The 16,954-nt window shown below is 59.5% G+C and carries 17 protein-coding genes; 10 read left to right on the forward strand and 7 right to left on the reverse strand.

The annotated features are described in order from the left end of the window. Window positions 1–43: 43 nt before the first annotated feature. Genes PH552_RS07895 through mnhG form a run of 6 tightly spaced genes read left to right on the forward strand, consistent with a single transcriptional unit; the run spans window position 44 to window position 6,065 of the window. Window positions 44–2,965, forward strand: a complete 2,922-nt coding sequence (locus PH552_RS07895; protein WP_348628031.1) for a monovalent cation/H+ antiporter subunit A — start codon at window positions 44–46, stop codon at window positions 2,963–2,965. Then, entirely contained in the window at window positions 2,965–3,303 is a 339-nt protein-coding gene (locus tag PH552_RS07900) for a Na+/H+ antiporter subunit C (protein ID WP_112344775.1), read from the forward strand. The genes PH552_RS07895 and PH552_RS07900 overlap by 1 nt, the downstream gene beginning before the upstream one ends. Next, the gene (locus tag PH552_RS07905) at window positions 3,300–4,931 is read left to right on the forward strand and encodes a monovalent cation/H+ antiporter subunit D (RefSeq protein WP_285165807.1); all 1,632 of its coding nucleotides are present in this window, start codon (window positions 3,300–3,302) and stop codon (window positions 4,929–4,931) included. The genes PH552_RS07900 and PH552_RS07905 overlap by 4 nt, the downstream gene beginning before the upstream one ends. Further along, window positions 4,931–5,407, forward strand: coding sequence for a Na+/H+ antiporter subunit E (locus tag PH552_RS07910; protein WP_112344777.1), 477 nt, complete (start codon window positions 4,931–4,933; stop codon window positions 5,405–5,407). The genes PH552_RS07905 and PH552_RS07910 overlap by 1 nt, the downstream gene beginning before the upstream one ends. After that, window positions 5,404–5,685: a K+/H+ antiporter subunit F gene (locus PH552_RS07915; protein WP_112344778.1), complete on the forward strand. Its 282-nt coding sequence runs from the start codon at window positions 5,404–5,406 to the stop codon at window positions 5,683–5,685. Before PH552_RS07910 ends, PH552_RS07915 begins: the two co-directional genes overlap by 4 nt. After that, entirely contained in the window at window positions 5,682–6,065 is a 384-nt protein-coding gene (gene mnhG / locus PH552_RS07920) for a monovalent cation/H(+) antiporter subunit G (protein ID WP_112344779.1), read from the forward strand. Before PH552_RS07915 ends, mnhG begins: the two co-directional genes overlap by 4 nt. A 66-nt stretch (window positions 6,066–6,131) precedes the next feature. Here the strand turns inward: mnhG and PH552_RS07925 are convergent, their stop codons facing one another. Both PH552_RS07925 and PH552_RS07930 read right to left on the reverse strand, forming a co-directional pair. Beyond that, a complete protein-coding gene (locus tag PH552_RS07925) occupies window positions 6,132–6,752 on the reverse strand; it encodes a GNAT family N-acetyltransferase (protein ID WP_348647334.1) in 621 nt (206 codons plus the stop codon). 170 nt (window positions 6,753–6,922) lie between these two features. Continuing rightward, window positions 6,923–7,471 carry a cupin domain-containing protein gene (locus tag PH552_RS07930; RefSeq protein WP_285165809.1) on the reverse strand — a complete coding sequence of 183 codons (549 nt, stop codon included), beginning with the start codon at window positions 7,469–7,471 and terminating at the stop codon, window positions 6,923–6,925. A gap of 144 nt (window positions 7,472–7,615) precedes the next feature. On the opposite strand from PH552_RS07930, the gene aptA reads away from it, so the two are divergent. Together aptA and PH552_RS07940 are read left to right on the forward strand one after the other, a co-directional pair. Then, window positions 7,616–8,950, forward strand: a complete 1,335-nt coding sequence (aptA, locus tag PH552_RS07935) for an omega-aminotransferase AptA (RefSeq protein ID WP_112345196.1) — start codon at window positions 7,616–7,618, stop codon at window positions 8,948–8,950. A gap of 748 nt (window positions 8,951–9,698) precedes the next feature. Beyond that, the gene (locus tag PH552_RS07940; protein ID WP_112344783.1) at window positions 9,699–10,277 is read left to right on the forward strand and encodes a hypothetical protein; all 579 of its coding nucleotides are present in this window, start codon (window positions 9,699–9,701) and stop codon (window positions 10,275–10,277) included. Window positions 10,278–10,590: 313 nt separating this feature from the next. On the opposite strand, the gene PH552_RS07945 is transcribed toward PH552_RS07940, so the two are convergent. Beyond that, on the reverse strand, window positions 10,591–11,529 hold the full coding sequence (locus tag PH552_RS07945; protein ID WP_112344784.1) for a GlxA family transcriptional regulator: 939 nt from the start codon (window positions 11,527–11,529) through the stop codon (window positions 10,591–10,593). A gap of 208 nt (window positions 11,530–11,737) precedes the next feature. Between PH552_RS07945 and PH552_RS07950 the strand changes: the two genes are divergently transcribed. Next, window positions 11,738–12,535: an SDR family NAD(P)-dependent oxidoreductase gene (locus tag PH552_RS07950; protein WP_169643245.1), complete on the forward strand. Its 798-nt coding sequence runs from the start codon at window positions 11,738–11,740 to the stop codon at window positions 12,533–12,535. Between the two features lie 49 nt (window positions 12,536–12,584). Here the strand turns inward: PH552_RS07950 and PH552_RS07955 are convergent, their stop codons facing one another. After that, on the reverse strand, window positions 12,585–12,785 hold the full coding sequence (locus PH552_RS07955) for a hypothetical protein (RefSeq protein ID WP_145644290.1): 201 nt from the start codon (window positions 12,783–12,785) through the stop codon (window positions 12,585–12,587). On the opposite strand from PH552_RS07955, the gene PH552_RS07960 reads away from it, so the two are divergent. Beyond that, window positions 12,775–13,839 (forward strand): glycosyltransferase family 2 protein, encoded by a 1,065-nt coding sequence (locus PH552_RS07960; RefSeq protein ID WP_112344786.1) that lies wholly within the window; start codon window positions 12,775–12,777, stop codon window positions 13,837–13,839. The genes PH552_RS07955 and PH552_RS07960 overlap by 11 nt on opposite strands. 33 nt (window positions 13,840–13,872) lie before the next feature. Here the strand turns inward: PH552_RS07960 and PH552_RS07965 are convergent, their stop codons facing one another. From PH552_RS07965 to PH552_RS07975, 3 genes are all read right to left on the reverse strand, one after another. After that, the gene (locus tag PH552_RS07965; RefSeq protein WP_112344787.1) at window positions 13,873–15,138 is read right to left on the reverse strand and encodes a glycoside hydrolase family 5 protein; all 1,266 of its coding nucleotides are present in this window, start codon (window positions 15,136–15,138) and stop codon (window positions 13,873–13,875) included. 77 nt (window positions 15,139–15,215) lie between these two features. Further along, window positions 15,216–15,698 (reverse strand): YybH family protein, encoded by a 483-nt coding sequence (locus tag PH552_RS07970; RefSeq protein ID WP_113250459.1) that lies wholly within the window; start codon window positions 15,696–15,698, stop codon window positions 15,216–15,218. Window positions 15,699–15,715: 17 nt separating this feature from the next. Next, window positions 15,716–16,954: a YbfB/YjiJ family MFS transporter gene (locus PH552_RS07975; protein WP_112344789.1), complete on the reverse strand. Its 1,239-nt coding sequence runs from the start codon at window positions 16,952–16,954 to the stop codon at window positions 15,716–15,718.

The raw sequence follows: 16,954 nt of genomic DNA on the forward strand, positions 1-16,954 counted from the left end.
GCAGTCTGAGTTATCCGGCCAAGCGAGGGAATGACGTTTTGGGATAACTGGCGAGCCTGTTTTCATTCTGGCACTTTTGGCCCTGCCGTTTATCGGAAGTCTCCTTTCCGTCTGCCTGTTGCGCACTCAGTCGCGGCGCGGTCCGGCTGCGGTCGCCGGAGCGGTCACATTTCTGGCGCTGCTGATTTCCGCGAGCTTCTTTCCCGCCGTCAAGGATGGCGGCGTGGTGCGATACAGCATCGCGTGGCTGCCGCAGCTGGGGCTGGATTTCAGTCTCAGACTGGATGGTTTCGCCTGGCTCTTCTCGGTCGTCATTACGGCGATCGGCTTTCTCGTCATCGTCTATGCTCGCTACTACATGTCGGAAGAGGATCCGGTTCCTCGCTTCTTCTCCTTCCTGCTCGCCTTCATGGGGGCGATGCTCGGCATCGTGCTGTCGGGCAATGTCATTCTGCTCTCGATATTCTGGGAGCTGACCAGCATCTTTTCCTTCCTGCTGATCAGCTATTGGCACAATAGCGCCGCCGCCCGTGATGGCGCCCGCATGGCATTGACCATCACCGGGATCGGTGGGTTCTGCCTGCTGATCGGCCTGATCCTGATCGGCCATATCGTCGGCAGCTATGATGTGGATAAGATTCTGGCCTCGGGTGATGCCATCCGCAATCACCCGCTTTATTTGCCGGCGCTGGTGCTGATCCTGCTGGGAGCGCTGACGAAGAGCGCGCAATTCCCGTTCCATTTCTGGCTTCCGAATGCCATGGCGGCGCCGACGCCGGTCTCTGCCTATCTGCATTCCGCTACGCTGGTAAAGGCCGGCGTCTTTCTGCTGGCGCGCTTCTGGCCTGTTCTGGCCGGTACGAATGAATGGTTCTATATCGTCGGCGCTGCCGGCATCATCACGCTGCTGCTGGGCGCGTATTTTGCGATGTTCCAGCAGGACCTCAAGGGACTGCTCGCCTATTCAACGATCAGCCATCTCGGCCTCATCACCACCTTGCTCAGTCTCGGCAGCCCGCTTGCCACGGTTGCCGCCATCTTCCACATGCTGAACCACGCGACCTTCAAGGCATCGTTGTTCATGGCGGCCGGTATCATCGATCACGAAACGGGTACGCGCGATATGCGCCGTCTGAGCGGCCTGTTCCGCTATCTGCCGTTTACAGGATCGCTCGCGATCGTCGCGAGTGCCGCGATGGCCGGCGTGCCGCTGCTCAACGGTTTTCTGTCGAAGGAAATGTTTTTCGCCGAAGCGATCGAAACTCATGCCGATTCCATGCTCGATCGCATGCTTCCCTATGTGGCGACGCTTGCAAGCGCCTTCAGTGTCGCCTATTCACTGCGCTTCATTCAGACCGTCTTCTTCGGTCCGGCGCCGGCCGACCTGCCGATCGCCAAGCCGCATGAGCCGCCGCGCTCAATGCGCTTGCCGATCGAGCTTCTGGTCGTCGTTTGCCTTGTCGTCGGCATCGTTCCGGCGCTTTCGGTCGCGCCCTTCCTGCACGCGGCCGTCGTCAGCGTTCTGAATGCCGATACGCCGCAATACAGCCTCTCGCTTTGGCACGGCTTCAATCTGCCGCTGGTCATGAGCATCCTCGCCTTGGTCGGCGGAACCGCTTTCTACTTCGCCTTCAAGGATTATCTGTCGCGATGCGACGACGGTCCGCCCCTTTTCCGTCGCCTGAAGGGGCAGCGCATTTTCGAGCGCGTGCTGGTGGAGGTTTCCTGGCACTGGGCGAGAACGGCCGAAAAGCGGATCGGCACGCGCAAGCTGCAGCCGCAGCTTCGCTGGGTCGTTGTGACCGGCTTTACGGCCGGCCTGCTGCCGCTCTATTTGTCGGGTTTCGAGGCGAAGCATTTTGCCTTTTCAGGCGCCGATCCGGTCTTTGCCTTCATTTGGGCGATCGGCATCTGCCTTGCAATCGGCACCGCCTTCTTTGCCAAATACCACCGTCTTGTCGCGCTCGTGATGCTGGGCGGCGTCGGGCTGATCGTCTGCATGACCTTCATCTGGCTTTCCGCGCCGGATCTCGCCATTACCCAGCTTCTTGTCGAGATCGTCACGACGGTTCTCATCCTGCTCGGCTTGCGCTGGCTGCCGAAGCGGACGGAAGGGATCGACGATACGGTCGACCTGCGCGCTCGTTTCCGCCGGTTCCGCGATCTTGCGCTGGCCGTCATCTGCGGCGTCGGCATGACGTTCGTCTCCTACGCCGTCATGACCATGCCGGTGCCCGACGCCATCGCGAATTATTTCCTCGAAAATGCCTATTCGAAGGGTGGCGGCCGCAATGTGGTCAATGTGATCCTGGTCGATTTCCGCGGCTTCGATACTTTGGGCGAGATCGCCGTCCTCGGTGTCGTCGCCTTGACGGTCTACGCGCTGCTGCGTCGTTTCCGCCCGGCGCCCGACAGCATGCAGATGCCGGAGCAGCAGCAGATCCAGAACCGTTTCGACGAGGAAAGGCCGGAGCGTTCGGCCGGCGATACGGTGCGCGATTACCTGCTTGTGCCCTCCGTGATCATGCAGTGGATGTTCCCCTTCGTCATCGCCCTGTCCGTTTATATTTTCATGCGCGGACATGATGCGCCGGGCGGCGGCTTCTCGGCTGGCCTGACGCTCTCGATCGCCTTCCTGCTGCAATATCTGGCCGGCGGTACGCGTTGGGCCGAGGATCGCATCCGCATCCTGCCGCTGCGATGGATGGGGGCGGGGCTTCTGGTCGCAACTGCCACGGGCATCGGCGCCTGGTTCTTCGGCTATCCCTTCCTTACATCGCATTTCCAGTACCTGGATGTGCCGTTGATCGGCAAGGTGCCGGCTGCGAGCGCGCTTCTCTTCGATCTCGGCGTCTTCCTGCTGGTCGTCGGCTCCACGGTTTTGATCCTGGTGGCCCTTGCGCACCAGTCACTGCGCATCAACCGCCTGCGCGTGCTAGATGCCGATAAGGCAAAGGGGGATTGATGGAACTCATCTTGTCCATTGCGATCGGTGTGATGACGGCCTGCGGCGTCTGGCTGATCCTGCGTCCGCGCACCTATCAAATCATCATCGGACTGTCGCTGCTGTCCTATGCGGTCAATCTCTTCATCTTCGGCGTCGGCGGTGTGAAGACGAATGTGCCGCCGCTGCTCGGCGATGGCATGGCGACGGGTGCTCTGGCGGACCCGGTGCCGCAGGCTCTGGTGCTGACGGCGATCGTCATCGGCTTTGCAACCACGGCGCTGTTCCTCGTCGTGCTGCTCGCCTCGCGCGGCCTGACCGGTACAGACCATGTCGATGGAAGGAGCGATCGGAAATGACAGGCTGGTCGCACCATCTCATCATCGCGCCGATCCTCGTTCCGCTTATCGCGGGAGCGCTGCTCGTATTCATCGACGAGCGCTCGCGGACACTGAAGGCGCTCATCAGCTTGGCCGCCACCGTCCTGCTGGTCGGCATTGCGCTTACGCTCTTCCTTGCAGAAGGCGGGTCGCCCGGCCAGGAACGCGCCTATCTGCTTGGAAACTGGAGCGTGCCCTTCGGCATCGTGCTCGTGCTCGATGGGCTGTCGGCGCTGATGCTGCTGCTGACATCCATCGTCGCCGTTGCGGCGCTGATATTCTCGCTGGCGCGCTGGCACGCGGTCGGTGCGCATTTTCACACCATGTTCCAGCTGCTGCTGATGGGCGTCAACGGCGCATTCCTGACCGGCGATCTCTTCAATCTCTTCGTCTTCTTCGAGATCATGCTGGCGGCATCCTACGGCCTGCTGCTGCACGGTTCCGGGCCGCTCCGCGTCAAGGCCGGCATGCACTATATTGCCGTCAATCTCGCGGCCGCGCTGCTCTTCCTCATCGGCGTCAGCCTGATCTATGGCACGGCGGGAACGCTGAACATGGCGGATCTCGCGGTGCGCATCCCGGAGATGTCCGCCGATCGCCGCATGCTGATGCAGGCCGGCGCCGGCGTGCTCGGCATCGCATTCCTGATCAAGGCCGGCATGTGGCCGCTCTGCTTCTGGCTGCCGACGGCCTATAGCGCGGCTTCGGCGCCGGTCGCCGGCATCTTCGCCATTCTCAGCAAGCTTGGCATCTACGTCATCCTGCGGCTGACCATGCTTCTGTTCAGCGCCGGCCCGTCCGCCGGCTTCGGCGCGACCGTGCTTCTCTACGGCGGCATGGCAACGTTGATCTTCGGAACCGTCGGCGTGCTGGCGTCTCAGGCGCTCGGCCGGCTCGCCGGTTTTTCCGTGCTCGTCTCGTCCGGCACGCTGCTGATGGTGATCGGCATCAATGATGGTTCCATTTCGTCCGGCGCGCTGATGTATCTTGTCAGTTCGACGCTGACGATCAGCGCCTTCTTCATGCTGATCGAGCTCGTGGAGCGCGGGCAGGATGCGGGCGCCAGCGTTCTTGCCGTCACGATGGAAGCTTATGGCGATGCCGAGGAAACGGAGCCGACGGAAGGCGAAGGCGTCACCATGCCAGGCACCATGGCGATGCTCGGCATCTGCTTCGCCGCCTGCGGTATCCTGCTTGCCGGTCTGCCGCCGCTTTCCGGTTTCGTCGCCAAGTTTGCCATGCTCTCCGCCATGATGGGAACCGGCGCGATCGGCATTCCGCCGAGCGCCGCCGTCTGGACCTTGATCCTGCTCGTCATCCTTTCAGGCATTGCCGCGCTAATCGCGATGACGCGTGCCGGCATACGCACATTCTGGAGCTCGCTCGAGGGAACGGTTCCACGCGTGCTTGTCATCGAGATATTCCCGGTCATGGGCCTGCTCGCATTGACGCTGGCCTTGACCATCTGGGCCGGCCCCGTCATGCAGTACATGGATGCGACCATCCGCACCCTTAGCGATCCCAATATCTATGTCGATGCTGTCCGTAATGCGGTGGTTGCGCCGACAACTATCGCAGCTCAAGCAAGCAAAGCGGGGGGCCTGTAATGCTGCCTTATCCGCTGTTGGCGCTGAGCTTGATCCTGATGTGGCTGCTGCTGAACGGTTTCACGCTTGGTCAACTCATACTCGGCATCATCGTTGCCGTTTTCGCCTCCTGGGGCATGGCATCGCTCAGGCCCGAAAAGCCGCGCTTGCGCAAGTGGTATCTGCTGCCCAAGCTCTTTTTCCGGGTTGTCTTCGACGTCGCAAAATCGAACCTGCAAGTCGCCTGGATCATTTTGAAAGGTCGATCGCGCAAGACAAATCCGGGTTTCGTTGTCCTGGAACTTCGGGTGCGCGATCAGATCGCGCTTGCGCTGCTGGCGGTTATCCTCACGAGCACGCCGGGCTCGGCGTGGCTCGAATATGACTCCAATGACAATACCGTGCTGCTGCATGTTCTTGATCTCGAAAATGAAGCGCAATGGCGCGACATGGTCGCCAATCGATACGAAGCCTTGCTGATGGAGATATTCGCATGAGCGCCATGATCATCCAGATATCCGTCGCGGCTGCACAGCTGATGATCGTGGTGGCAATGGCGATTGCTTCCATTCGCATGTTTCGTGGACCGCGCGCGCAGGATCGCATCATCGCGCTCGATACGCTTTATGTGAACGCCATGCTGCTGCTTCTGACCTTCGGCATCGGCACGGGGCGTGTCGTCTATTTCGAAGCGGCACTCGTCATCGGCATGCTCGGCTTTGTCGCAACCGTTGCTCTAGCGAAATTCCTGATGCGCGGGGAGGTGATCGAATGAGTCCGCAGTTTGAAAACTTGCCCCTATGGGCTGCGATCCCTGTCGGTGGACTGCTTCTCATCGGCGCCTTCCTCACCCTGGTTGGTGCGATCGGCTTCCTGAGGCTTGGCACCTTCTACGAGCGCATTCATGCGCCGACATTGGGAACGAGCGGCGGCATTGGCGCAATCATGATCGCCTCGATGATCTTCTTTTCGATTTCGACATGGTCGCTGGTCATCCATGAGCTGCTGATCGGCATTTTCGTAACGGTGACGACGCCCGTCACCTTTATGCTGCTTGCGCGCGCGGCCTTGCATCGCGATCGTGCCGAGCAAAACAGCAATGCTCCGCCCAAGCAATCGCCTGCAGGAACGTCGTCCGAAGGACGCTCTTCGTAGTCATCTGACTCTTTTCGCCATGTATTGGGGCAAAGGTTGGCTTCGTTGCGCCTAGGACAATCAGCGTTAAGGTCCGAGAGGCAAGTCTCCCTTTTCAAGCATATAGCAGCATTGGATGATGGTTTCGCGGCGCGAGCGCGAGAAAAGCTCTCTGCTGCCGATCTGTGTGAAGCCGAGTTTGGTCAGCACGCGTCCCGATGCGGGATTGTCGGATGCATGACCGGATTCGAGCCCGGTCAGGCCGACTTCGTGGAAGACGAAACCGAACAGCGCTTGTGCGGCCTCGAAGGCGTAGCCCTTGCCCCAGGCGGCTTTCTCCAACCAGTAGCCCAGGCTGCCCTCGGCGCCGCTGATGCCATCGACATCGACGACACCGATCATTCTTCCCGCCTGCTCGATGGCGAAGCGGTAAGCCGTGCCATCGGCCCATTCCTGCTCGTGGCTGGAAAACCAGCTTTGGATATCTTGCCGGCCTGGCGGATAGGTGGCGTTGCTCAGCATGCGCGTCACATTCCAGTCGCTCTGAATTTCGCACGCGCGTTCGGCGTCACCCGCAGATGTGGGGCGAAGCAGGAGACGGGCAGTTTGAATGAATGAGCGGGGGATCGATCTTGCGGTCATCATACATGCCTTGCTGTCTGGGAGACTATCGATGCATCTATATCGCGCGATTCCATTTAGCTGCATATTCTTGAGTGACAGCCCATATATTGCCGCAATGCGTGCGCAAAAGCGCCGCCTCTTGCAGGCACGGCCTGCAGGACAGCGGGACCGGCCGTGAAAGCGTTCCGTTTACGAGGGGCGAACCCCCTTTTGCGGTCCGGTCCTATCTTCCAGGTGATTGTCAGCCGCTGCATCTAAAAACTCGGAGGAGTGCAGGCGCTGATGACCTCGCAGGGAACCGGGCCAACGCAGCGGAAGCGATGCGGCCGGCGGCTTTCGAAGTAATAGGCGTCGCCCGGGCCTATAATACGTCGTTCATCATCAACGGTTACCTCCAGGCGGCCGGTGAGCACGATGCCGCCTTCCTCTCCTTCATGAACCAGCGGCACCTTGCCGGTATCGGCGCCCGGTTGATAGCGCTCCTTCAGGATCTGAAGGCTGCGCCCGAAGAGGTTTTCACCGACCTGGCGGTAGGAAATCGGGCCTTTGCCGATCTCCACCAATTCCTCGGCTGCATAAAAGGCCTTCTTCGGCGCTTCGGGTTCGAAGGCGAAGAATTCCGCAAGCCCGATCGGGATGCCGTCGAGAATGCGCTTCAGGGCCCCGACGGATGGATTGGCCGAATTGGATTCGATCAAAGAGATTGTCGAATTGGTCACGCCGGCGCGCTTGGCGAGCTCGCGCTGGGAGAGGTTGCGCGCCAGGCGCAGATGACGCAGGCGATTGCCGATATCGACAGACATCGTGGCTCCGGGGTTTCGGATGTTCGAAATATCGAAAACATTCCATGTCGATGAAACAAAATCAATAATTTAAAGGCGGATAGAAAAGGACTTGTTCGGAGCTGGAAAATCGCTGATGTCAAGGACAGCGCAATGGAGGCGAAAATGGACAAGATCACTCATCCCAATACCCCTGTTCTCGACAATTTCTGGATGCCGTTTACGGCAAACCGGCAGTTCAAGGCAGCGCCCCGGCTGCTCGCAGCCGCTGATGGCATGTATTACACCGATGTCGATGGCAACAAGGTGCTTGATGGGACGGCAGGCCTCTGGTGCGTCAACGCCGGCCACGGCCGCAGAAAGATCGCGCAGGCGGTCGAGCGCCAGCTTTCCACCATGGACTACGCGCCGACTTTCCAGATGGGCCATCCGATCGCCTTCGATTTCGCCGCGAAGCTCGCCGCGCACGCACCGGGCGGCCCTGAGGCCGGCCTTGATCGCGTGTTCTTCACCGGCTCGGGTTCTGAATCCGTCGACACTGCGCTCAAGATCGCCATCGCCTATCAGCGCGCGATTGGGCAGGGCACGCGCACGCGCATCATCGGTCGGGAAAAGGGTTATCACGGCGTGGGCTTCGGCGGCATCTCTGTCGGCGGCCTTGTCAATAACCGCCGTGTCTTCCCGCAGATCCCCGCCGATCACATGCGCCACACGCTGGACATCGAACGCAACGCCTTCAGCAAGGGTCTTCCGGCCCATGGTATCGAGCTTGCCGAGGATCTGGAGCGGCTGGTCGCGCTGCATGGCGCTGAAACAATCGCGGCCGTCATCGTCGAGCCGATGTCCGGCTCCGCCGGCGTCGTCTTGCCGCCGAAAGGCTATCTGGAGCGCCTACGCGCCATCGCCGACAAATATGGTATCCTGTTGATCTTTGATGAAGTGATCACCGGCTTCGGCCGCTTGGGCACGCCGTTTGCGACGGAATATTTCGGTGTCGTTCCCGATCTCGTCACGACTGCGAAAGGCATCACCAACGGCACGATTCCGATGGGTGCCGTCTTTGCCAGCCGCAAGATCTATGATGGCCTCATGACCGGTCCGGAAAACCAGATCGAGCTCTTCCACGGCTATACTTATTCGGGGCATCCGGTTGCCTGTGCCGCCGGTCTTGCGGCCATGGAAATCTACGAGGAGGAAGGTCTGCTGACGCGCGCGAGCGAGCTCGCGGGCGAATGGCAGAGTGCGCTGCATTCGCTGAAAGGCCTTCCGCATGTCGTCGATATCCGCAATCTCGGCCTCGTCGGCGCCATCGAACTTGCGCCGCGCGATGGTGCTCCCGGCACGCGCGCCTATGACGTCTTCGTCGATTGCTTCCAGAAGGGCCTGCTGATCCGTGTAACAGGCGATATCATCGCGCTCTCTCCGCCACTGATCATCGAACGCGAACAGATCGAGACGATCGTCTCCATGCTTGGTGACGCGCTGAAGCGGGTGGCCTGATAATTCACGATCCCTGGCCGGTACCATCTGCACCGGCCAGGGATCATCGGGCCGTTCGTGCAAGCGTCGGTGTGGCACGGGGATGCCGCATGACAGGTTACCGGCTGCCGGCGTCGTCAGCGCCACGGCCATCCTGTTCGAGGATGTGGGCACAAGGCTATGGAAACCTCGATCACCGCGGTGCAATAACGTTTGTTTTCGAACCCAGCGATCAAATGCCGAGGGCGATACAAAGAGGAATGGAAGCGGGTTGTATAAGGCGCCGGGCCGGGGAGGAATATGGGTGAGGAGCGAGCGTACCTATCCGCGCTTCCGGTGTCGTTTTGGCGAAGCGATATCAGTTTGCCGGACAACAAAGCAGTGATGAAAGCCGAAAGCCTGTATCACTTGCCCACAGATACTTGCGCCGATTTCCGGCAACGCCATAGAGTATTTCCAACGGGTATGCGATCGCAGTACCGGCTCGTTGAGCTTAAAATCATCGTCTCGAATGGCTGGATCATGCCGCTCCACAGATGATGCGGCTGCTCTCACGATGGGTAAAGCCACAAGGTTTGTGATTCCTGGTGTCCAAAGAGCGGCAAATAACGCAACCGCGGGGTCCAATTATCGATAATAATAACGGATGATGTTGCCATTATACATCTATCCTTTACATTTGTGCGGGCATCCATGTGGAGGAGCTCCGTCATCGCTTCACAAGCAACGGCGGCTTGGCAAGGAACGCTAACTAGAAGAGAGCAGACTAATGGCAAACTTTCTCGATAAATGGTCTTCGAAGAAGGCTGACAAGCCGAAGGCTGGCGCACGGAATGTTGTCGATACATTTCGTGCACGAGTAGCGGAACAGAAAGCATATCTGGAGGAGTATGAGCGCGATAGCTCCGGCTTCAAGAAGTGGCGCTCCACTTGGTTCCAGCGCGTGCCCGGCGGTTTCGGCGTGACGGTCGGTCGTGACTCCATCAATGCCGGTCACGGACTAAGCTATGTCGTCGTTGAATCGGTCAAGGACGTCTCCGAGTTCCTCGACGATCTTGCTTATCATGCGGAAAATGATGTCGGCTTTCAGCAGGCACTTGAAAAGAACCGCCAGCGCCGCGTTGCACTTCTGAATGCTGCAAAGACGGGCGACAAGGCAGTTGCTTCCAAGGGCAAGGCAAAGGCCAAGCCTGCAGCGGCTAAGCCGGCTGCCAAGCCAGCCACAAGCAAGTCCGCACCGAAGACCACTCGGGCAAAGGCTGCTCCCGCAGCTGCCGCGCCGGCCGTTGCGGAAACGGCAAAGCCGAAGCGCGCTCGCAAGGCAAAGGCCGCGAGCGCCGCTGAATAAGATGACGAAGCCCGCTTCGAGCGGGCTTTGATCCTGCAGCTATCGATTGGCTTTGAAGCTTCCTGTTCGATCCACGGTCAAACAGGAAGCTTCGAAGTGTTGAGACCACCGCGGAACCTCGCATCATTCCGTATGCAAGGAGCAGCAAGACGAATTCAAAGCGGCCGATGTGACCGCCGTGATATGTCTTGATGTCCAAAACCTAGCGATATCGCCGAACAACGACTGTGGCTGCATAATCGAAGGTGCAATCGCGGCGCATTGCCAGTGCTTTCGATGTTGTTCAACCGCTCTATAAGAGCTTTGTCTTTGCTCACCCGATTGCGCGGACATTACGGCGGATCGTTTGCGGCGGCTGGCCGAGTACGCGCAAGAAGGCGCGGCGCATGCGCTCGCGATCCGCAAAGCCCACTTCTATGGCGATTTCGTCCATCGAATGACCGCCTTCTTCGATCATCAACCGCGCCGCCTCTACCCGCATGTTCTCGATCGCCTTGGCGGGTGACTGGCCGGTTTCGCTGCGAAAAACGCGGTTGAATTGGCGGGGACTGAGCCTTGCCGCCTCCGCCAGCTCCTCGACGGACACGATCTTGCGCAGATTTCGTCCTGCGAAGTCGAGCGCGCGTTGAACACGATCCGATTTCGGCTCGAGTTCCAGGAGGGCCGAAAATTGCGACTGTCCGCCGGCGCGGCGGTGATAGACCACGAGCTTCCGGGCAACCTCCCGGGCCAGTTCCTCGCCGTGATCCTTTTCGATCATCGCAAGGGCGAGATCGATGGTGGCCGTCATGCCAGCAGAGGTCCAGATCGACCCATCGATGATGAAGATCTTGTCTTCATCGACCTTCAGGGCAGGGAACCGATCTCGCAGCTCCCGAGCAAAAACCCAATGCGTCGTCGCACGGCGGCCATCGAGCAGACCGCTCTCGGCCAAGGCAAAGGCGCCTGTGCAAGGAGCGGCGACGCGTCGGCAGGACTTTGCCGACCGACGGATATAATCGAGGATAGCCGGAGACATGGCCGAGACCTGCGTGGCGGCGCCGATGAAAAGAGAATCGAACGACGTGTCGCCAAAGGCTTCCGTTTCGACGCTGAACCCCGCGGATGAGCGCACAAGCCCTCCGCCCTCTGAAAGCAGCGTCACGCGATAGAGCTCTCTTTCCCTCGCCAGATTTGCGACCTCGAAGGCGGTCACTGCGGTGAAACCCATGACCTGGAAGCCAGGAAAGAGGAGAAATCCAATGGAATGCATGGCGGCGCTCGCAGCTGGAAACGGTACCTGAGGCGCTTCTCGGACGGCACGCCGTGCCGGATGCCTCGATCTGCTCTCGGAACTTGATCGCATATGCGCGCTCGCATGTCCGAAAACGTAGTGAATATGACATTTGGGACGCAAGCTTTCAAGACTATTGTTCCTTCATGCGGATTGAACCTCCCACCGCAGGAAAAGGACAGAAACGATGACAAATTCATCCCTAGGAAAAGCATTGGTAACAGGTGCATCGTCGGGCATCGGCGCGGTTTATGCGCATCGTCTTGCCAGACGCGGCTTCGACCTCATTCTGGTCGCGCGCAATGAAGAACGGCTTTCGGCAATCGCCGCTCAGCTTCGCGAGGAGACGGGCCGCAAGGTCGAGGTCATTGCCGCGGACCTGGGCTCGCAGAAGGATCTCAGCCGTGTCGAGCATGTGTTGAAGACGGATGATGCGATCACGCTTCTCGTCAACAATGCCGGTTTCGGCGGGGCAGGATCCTTGCTGGAGTCGGACGTCGAAAGAATGCAGCAGATGATCGATCTCAACGTCACGGCGCTGATGCGGCTCACCTATGCCGCCGCGCCGGGGTTCGTTCAGCGTGGTGGTGGCGCCATCATCAACATCGCGTCAATCGTTGCGATCGCGCCGGAGCTGCTGAACGGCGTCTATGGCGGTACGAAGGCTTTCGTTCTGGCGTTCAGCCAATCGCTGAAGCATGAGCTGGCGGATAAGAATGTTCGCATCCAGGCGGTTCTGCCCGGTGCGACCGCTACGGAATTCTGGGCTGTCGCCGGTGTTCCCGTCGAGCATCTGCCGTCCGAGATCGTAATGTCGACCGAGGACATGGTCGACGCCGCGCTGGCCGGTTTTGATCAGGGAGAGCTGGCGACGATTCCCGCTCTCGAAAGCGTCGAACTGCAGAACGCCTATGAGGATGCGCGGCAGGCTCTGAAACCCAATTTGTCACGCTCCAGCGCCGCACCGCGCTACAAGGTGAAATAGTAAGATTATCGAAATGATGCCATGGCCGGCATCAAATCGCGGGTGCCGGTCATTCAAAAGCCACAAAACTAAAGAGGCTCAGGAATGCAGGGCGGATCGACGCGATCCTGACAGCCTCTGCTTGAGCTATTCGTTGACGCCACTCGTGCGCCATGCCCATCCCGCTGCCAGCGGGTTCAATCACAGGACCTGATGAGAAGGTTCGCCACGACCAAAGCAGATCTGCGAGGTTCAATGCGATGTATTCCATCCACGACCGCATTCCCGTTTCCATCGTTATCGCCAACTATAATTACGCTCATTATTTGAGGCGCGCCATCGATAGCGCATTGGAACAGGACTACGACAATGCCGAAGTCATCGTCGTCGATGACGCATCGACGGATGCGACAACCGATGTCATCGCCTCTTATGACTCACGGATTAAGACCTGCCTCAGAGAGGTGAATGGCGGACATGCCGCAGCATTCAACACAGGCTTCGCATCCAGTCGCGGCAAGATCGTGCTGTTTCTCGATGCGGATGATTATCTTTATCCGAATGCGGTGTCGGAGGTGGTCGAAGCCTGGGAAGAGAAGACTGCCCAGATGCAGTTCAGGCTGCATATCGTTGATGAGTACATGCAGGTGAAGGACGTGTTTCCACCTGCGGAACTACCTTTCGATTCCGGTGACGTCACTCCGGAGCTTTTGCGAAAGGGGCGCTATCAGACGACCGTCACGAGCGGCCTGGCGTTCAGCCGCTCGGTTCTCGACAGGGTGATGCCCGTTCCGGAACGGGAATTTCGACAGGGCGCCGACGGATATCTGGCGACGGTTGCTCCCCTGCATGGCGAGGTGACATCCATCGATGATTGTCTGGGTGCCTATCGTATCCACGGCGCCAATCATTCCGTCTTTGCAGAAAGGCTCGGCCGGCGTGCGCGCTGGCGCATACAGCATGATTTTCGCCGGCTGGAGGCTTTGTCGGATCAGGCGGCGGAGATCGGCCTGGAAGTACCTCAAGATGCCGGTCTGCGCGATCCTGTGCATTTGGAGGAGCGTCTTGCATCGCTTTGTATCGACAGGGAACGACATCCTGTCGCCGAGGATTCCCGGCTCTCTCTCGGCGCCGCCGGAGCGGTCGCCAGCCTGAAGATGAATGCGTCCAGACGGCGCCGTGCGATGCTGGCCGCCTGGTTTCTGTCGGTCGGCATCCTTCCTCGCCATATGGCAAAAGCAATTCTTTCATGGAAACTCGTTGCCTCATCGAGGCCTCGGTTCCTCTTGCGCCTGTCGAAAACGATCCGGCACGCGGTGGGGTAGGGCGAATTCACCAGTGCGAATGACCGGACGGCCCTAGTCGGGCATGTCTGGTTTGCGCGAAGCTCCCATCAATGCGTCGATCACGCCCTGATGGTGGATGTTCCGGTCGAAACGGCTGTCGTTTGCCAGTTGCATCAATCCCGCGAAGGCATGCTTGGCCGAAGGTTTTTTGCCCTCTCCGCGAAGATGGGCGACCAGGCGGCGGTAGTCTGCATTCGCCTTGATTTCGAGCGGGTTGCCCGCACCGATTTTCTTCAGGGGCCACCATGACCAGCCGATGCCGTTTTTCTCCTGCAGCGCCACGGCGCGGGCATACCAGTCATTGTTGTTTTCGCCGGATTCGCCGTTCCAGAGCGGCATGTCATATTGCTCGCGCAGTTTCAGGAACGGTTCGATCGATTCCCGCGTCGTCGGCGTCCAGTATTTGTGAAAGCTGAGCGCCGTGTTGCGATCCTCGATCGGCAGCACGCCGGCATAATTATTGCCCCAGCAATTGCCCTCGATCACAAGCATATGGTTGGTATCGATCGCGCGGATCGCACGAATGGTGCGTATGTAGATGTCGCGCAGCGGCCGGTTTTCGGTTTCGCGGCAGCCGCCCTTGTCTTTCTTGTCCTGAAAGCCCCAATTCGGTTCGTTAAGCAGGTCATAACCCGCGATCGTCGATTCGTCCTTGTAGCGACGGGCGATCTCGCTCCAGAGCGCGATCATCATTGCCTGGTTCTCATCGCTGTGCCAGAGCGACGGCTTGTTCGGATTGCGATCGGAAATGGCGATGTCGTGACCCTGGCCGCCAGGTGCCGCATGCAGGTCGAGTATCAAGTACATGTCATGGGCTTTCAGCCAGCCGATCAGCGCATCAACCCGGCGAAAGCCCTCCTCGTTCCAGACAATGTTCTTGGACGTTTTCTTGCCGTGCCTATCCTTGATGAACAGGTTCCAATGCATCGGCAGGCGCACGCTGTTGAAGCCCCATTTGGCCATTGCGTCGATATCGGCTTTCGTCACGGCATTATCGAGCCAGGACCGATAGAATTGTTCAGTCCTTTTCTCGCCGATGATTTCGGAAATGCGGCGGCGAATGATGTGCTGCGCCTTCAGATTGGAAGGGCCCATCATGTAGCCTTCCTGCACCATCCATCCTCCAAGGCCGAGGCCACGCAGGATGAGCCGATGGCCTTTGCCATCAACGATTTGCTGATGATCGGCGCGGACGAATCCCTCCGCATGCGCCGGCGGCGCATATGAGCCCAGGCAGATAATGAACAGGCTGGAGAGCAGCAGCAGAAAATGCCTCATGAACCTCAACTCGCCCGAAAACTTTGGCGCCATGTGGGCACGATACCGCGCAGGCGATTAAAATCTTGCGACGGAGCCTATGCCGGACGATCCAGCGGCGCACCGAAGATGATCTGCTGATAGGCTGCAAGCAGGGCAGGTTCCTCGATGGAGCCGTGATGATGAAGCTGCCGCCAGACGCCGTCGATCCTGACGAACCAGCGGGTTGTGCGAATGCGAAGTTCAATGCTCTCGCCGGCCGTGACGCAGGTTCCTTTCTCCCGGCCGACGAACAGGTGCCAATCATCGCCGCCCTGACTGGTGAAATCGTGGAATGTGACCCGGACCTTCGCCTTCCCGGTAAACAGCTTCTGATAACCGTCGCGGATCGACGGCCATCCGCGCCGGATGCCTCCGATCGGATTGTCCATGCTTGGCTTGTCGCCATCGGCCCAATTGGCGGCCAAGGCAGTCAGGTCGCCGGCATTGAAAGCGCGGTAGAAGCCGATAAGTGCGTCGAGGGCGCCGCCATTGTTCACCATGTCTTCGCTGCCGGTAATTTCAGTCAAAAGCTTTGCCATGTCATGTTCTCCTATTGTTATGCGTCGTGATCCCGGGCACTTCCCTGAGGAACTCGAACCAACACCGCGACGGCGAGGTCGATCGTCAAGGCGAGGACCATGGCGCCGGTTCCGATGAAGAAGAGCAGGTAATAGTTTCCGCCGGTTTGGGCGAAGACGAAGGAAAGTCCATAAGCCGCCGCCGCTTGGAATAGGGCAAAGAATACGGTTGCCAGGCTCCATGCGACCTTCTGCTGCGCCGGATGGTGCGGCAGCAATTCCGCGATCCTCCCGAGCATCAAGGGAACCGTGCCGGTCACGAATGCCCCGACGATCAGGCTCGATGCGATGAGCCATGCCTGTCCGAGACCAAGGGCGGGAATGACGACTGCGAAGGCTTCAAGCAGAAAGGCAAATCGCAGTGCTGCGGCGAAACCGGTGCGATCGGCCAGATGGCCGGCAAGGATCGGGCCGATGGTGGCGCCAAGGCCAAACAGCACCCAGTATTCCGCGCCAACCTGCAAGCCCTCTCCCAATCCGCGGGCAACGAAATCCACGAGGAAGATCATATGCGGAACCCAGCCGGCGGCATTCAGCGCATATTCGATGTAGAGCGCGCGTAGCGTCCAGCGTTTCGGGACATGCGTGGCATGGTGGCTTGCGGTGGTGTGACCGGCGATTTCGCGCGGCCATCCGGCCCAGGCAATGATCGTCAAAAGCAGCGACAGGGCGCCGATGCCGAGCCAGGTTTCGCGCAAGCCCTGTTGCAGCAGCAGGGGAACCAATGTGCCCGATAGTGCAACGCCGGCGCCGATGCCCATGAAGATCACGCCGCTGGCAAGCCCTCGGCGAGACGGTACGATCAGCGGCAGGACGGTTGGCGCCGCGAGTACCATCAGGGCGCCACCGGCAAGGCCGGCTGCGAAACGCCATGCGAAGAACCATGGAAAGCTGACAGGGAAGGCGCAGGCAAAGAAGGCCGCCGTTGCGGCAAGCATCATGATCCTGAGCGTCAGGACAGTGGAGGCGCGTGCGGCGATTGTCCGCCCGAGCAATGCGCCGACCAGATAACCGGAAAGATTTGCGGCACCGAGATAGGCGGCTGCCGGGGCTTCGAACCAATTGTTATCGACGATGGCAGGCAGAAGCGGCGTATAGGCGAAGCGGGCAAGGCCGATGCCGATCAGGCAGGCACAGAATGCCGACAGGATGGCACGCCATGCCATCCGGGCATCATAATGGTTCCGGTCGGTTTCGTGCGTGGCAGCGTCGATCAT

It is taken from the genome of Rhizobium aureum (assembly GCF_030182495.1).
Lineage (GTDB): Bacteria > Pseudomonadota > Alphaproteobacteria > Rhizobiales > Rhizobiaceae > Rhizobium > Rhizobium tropici_C.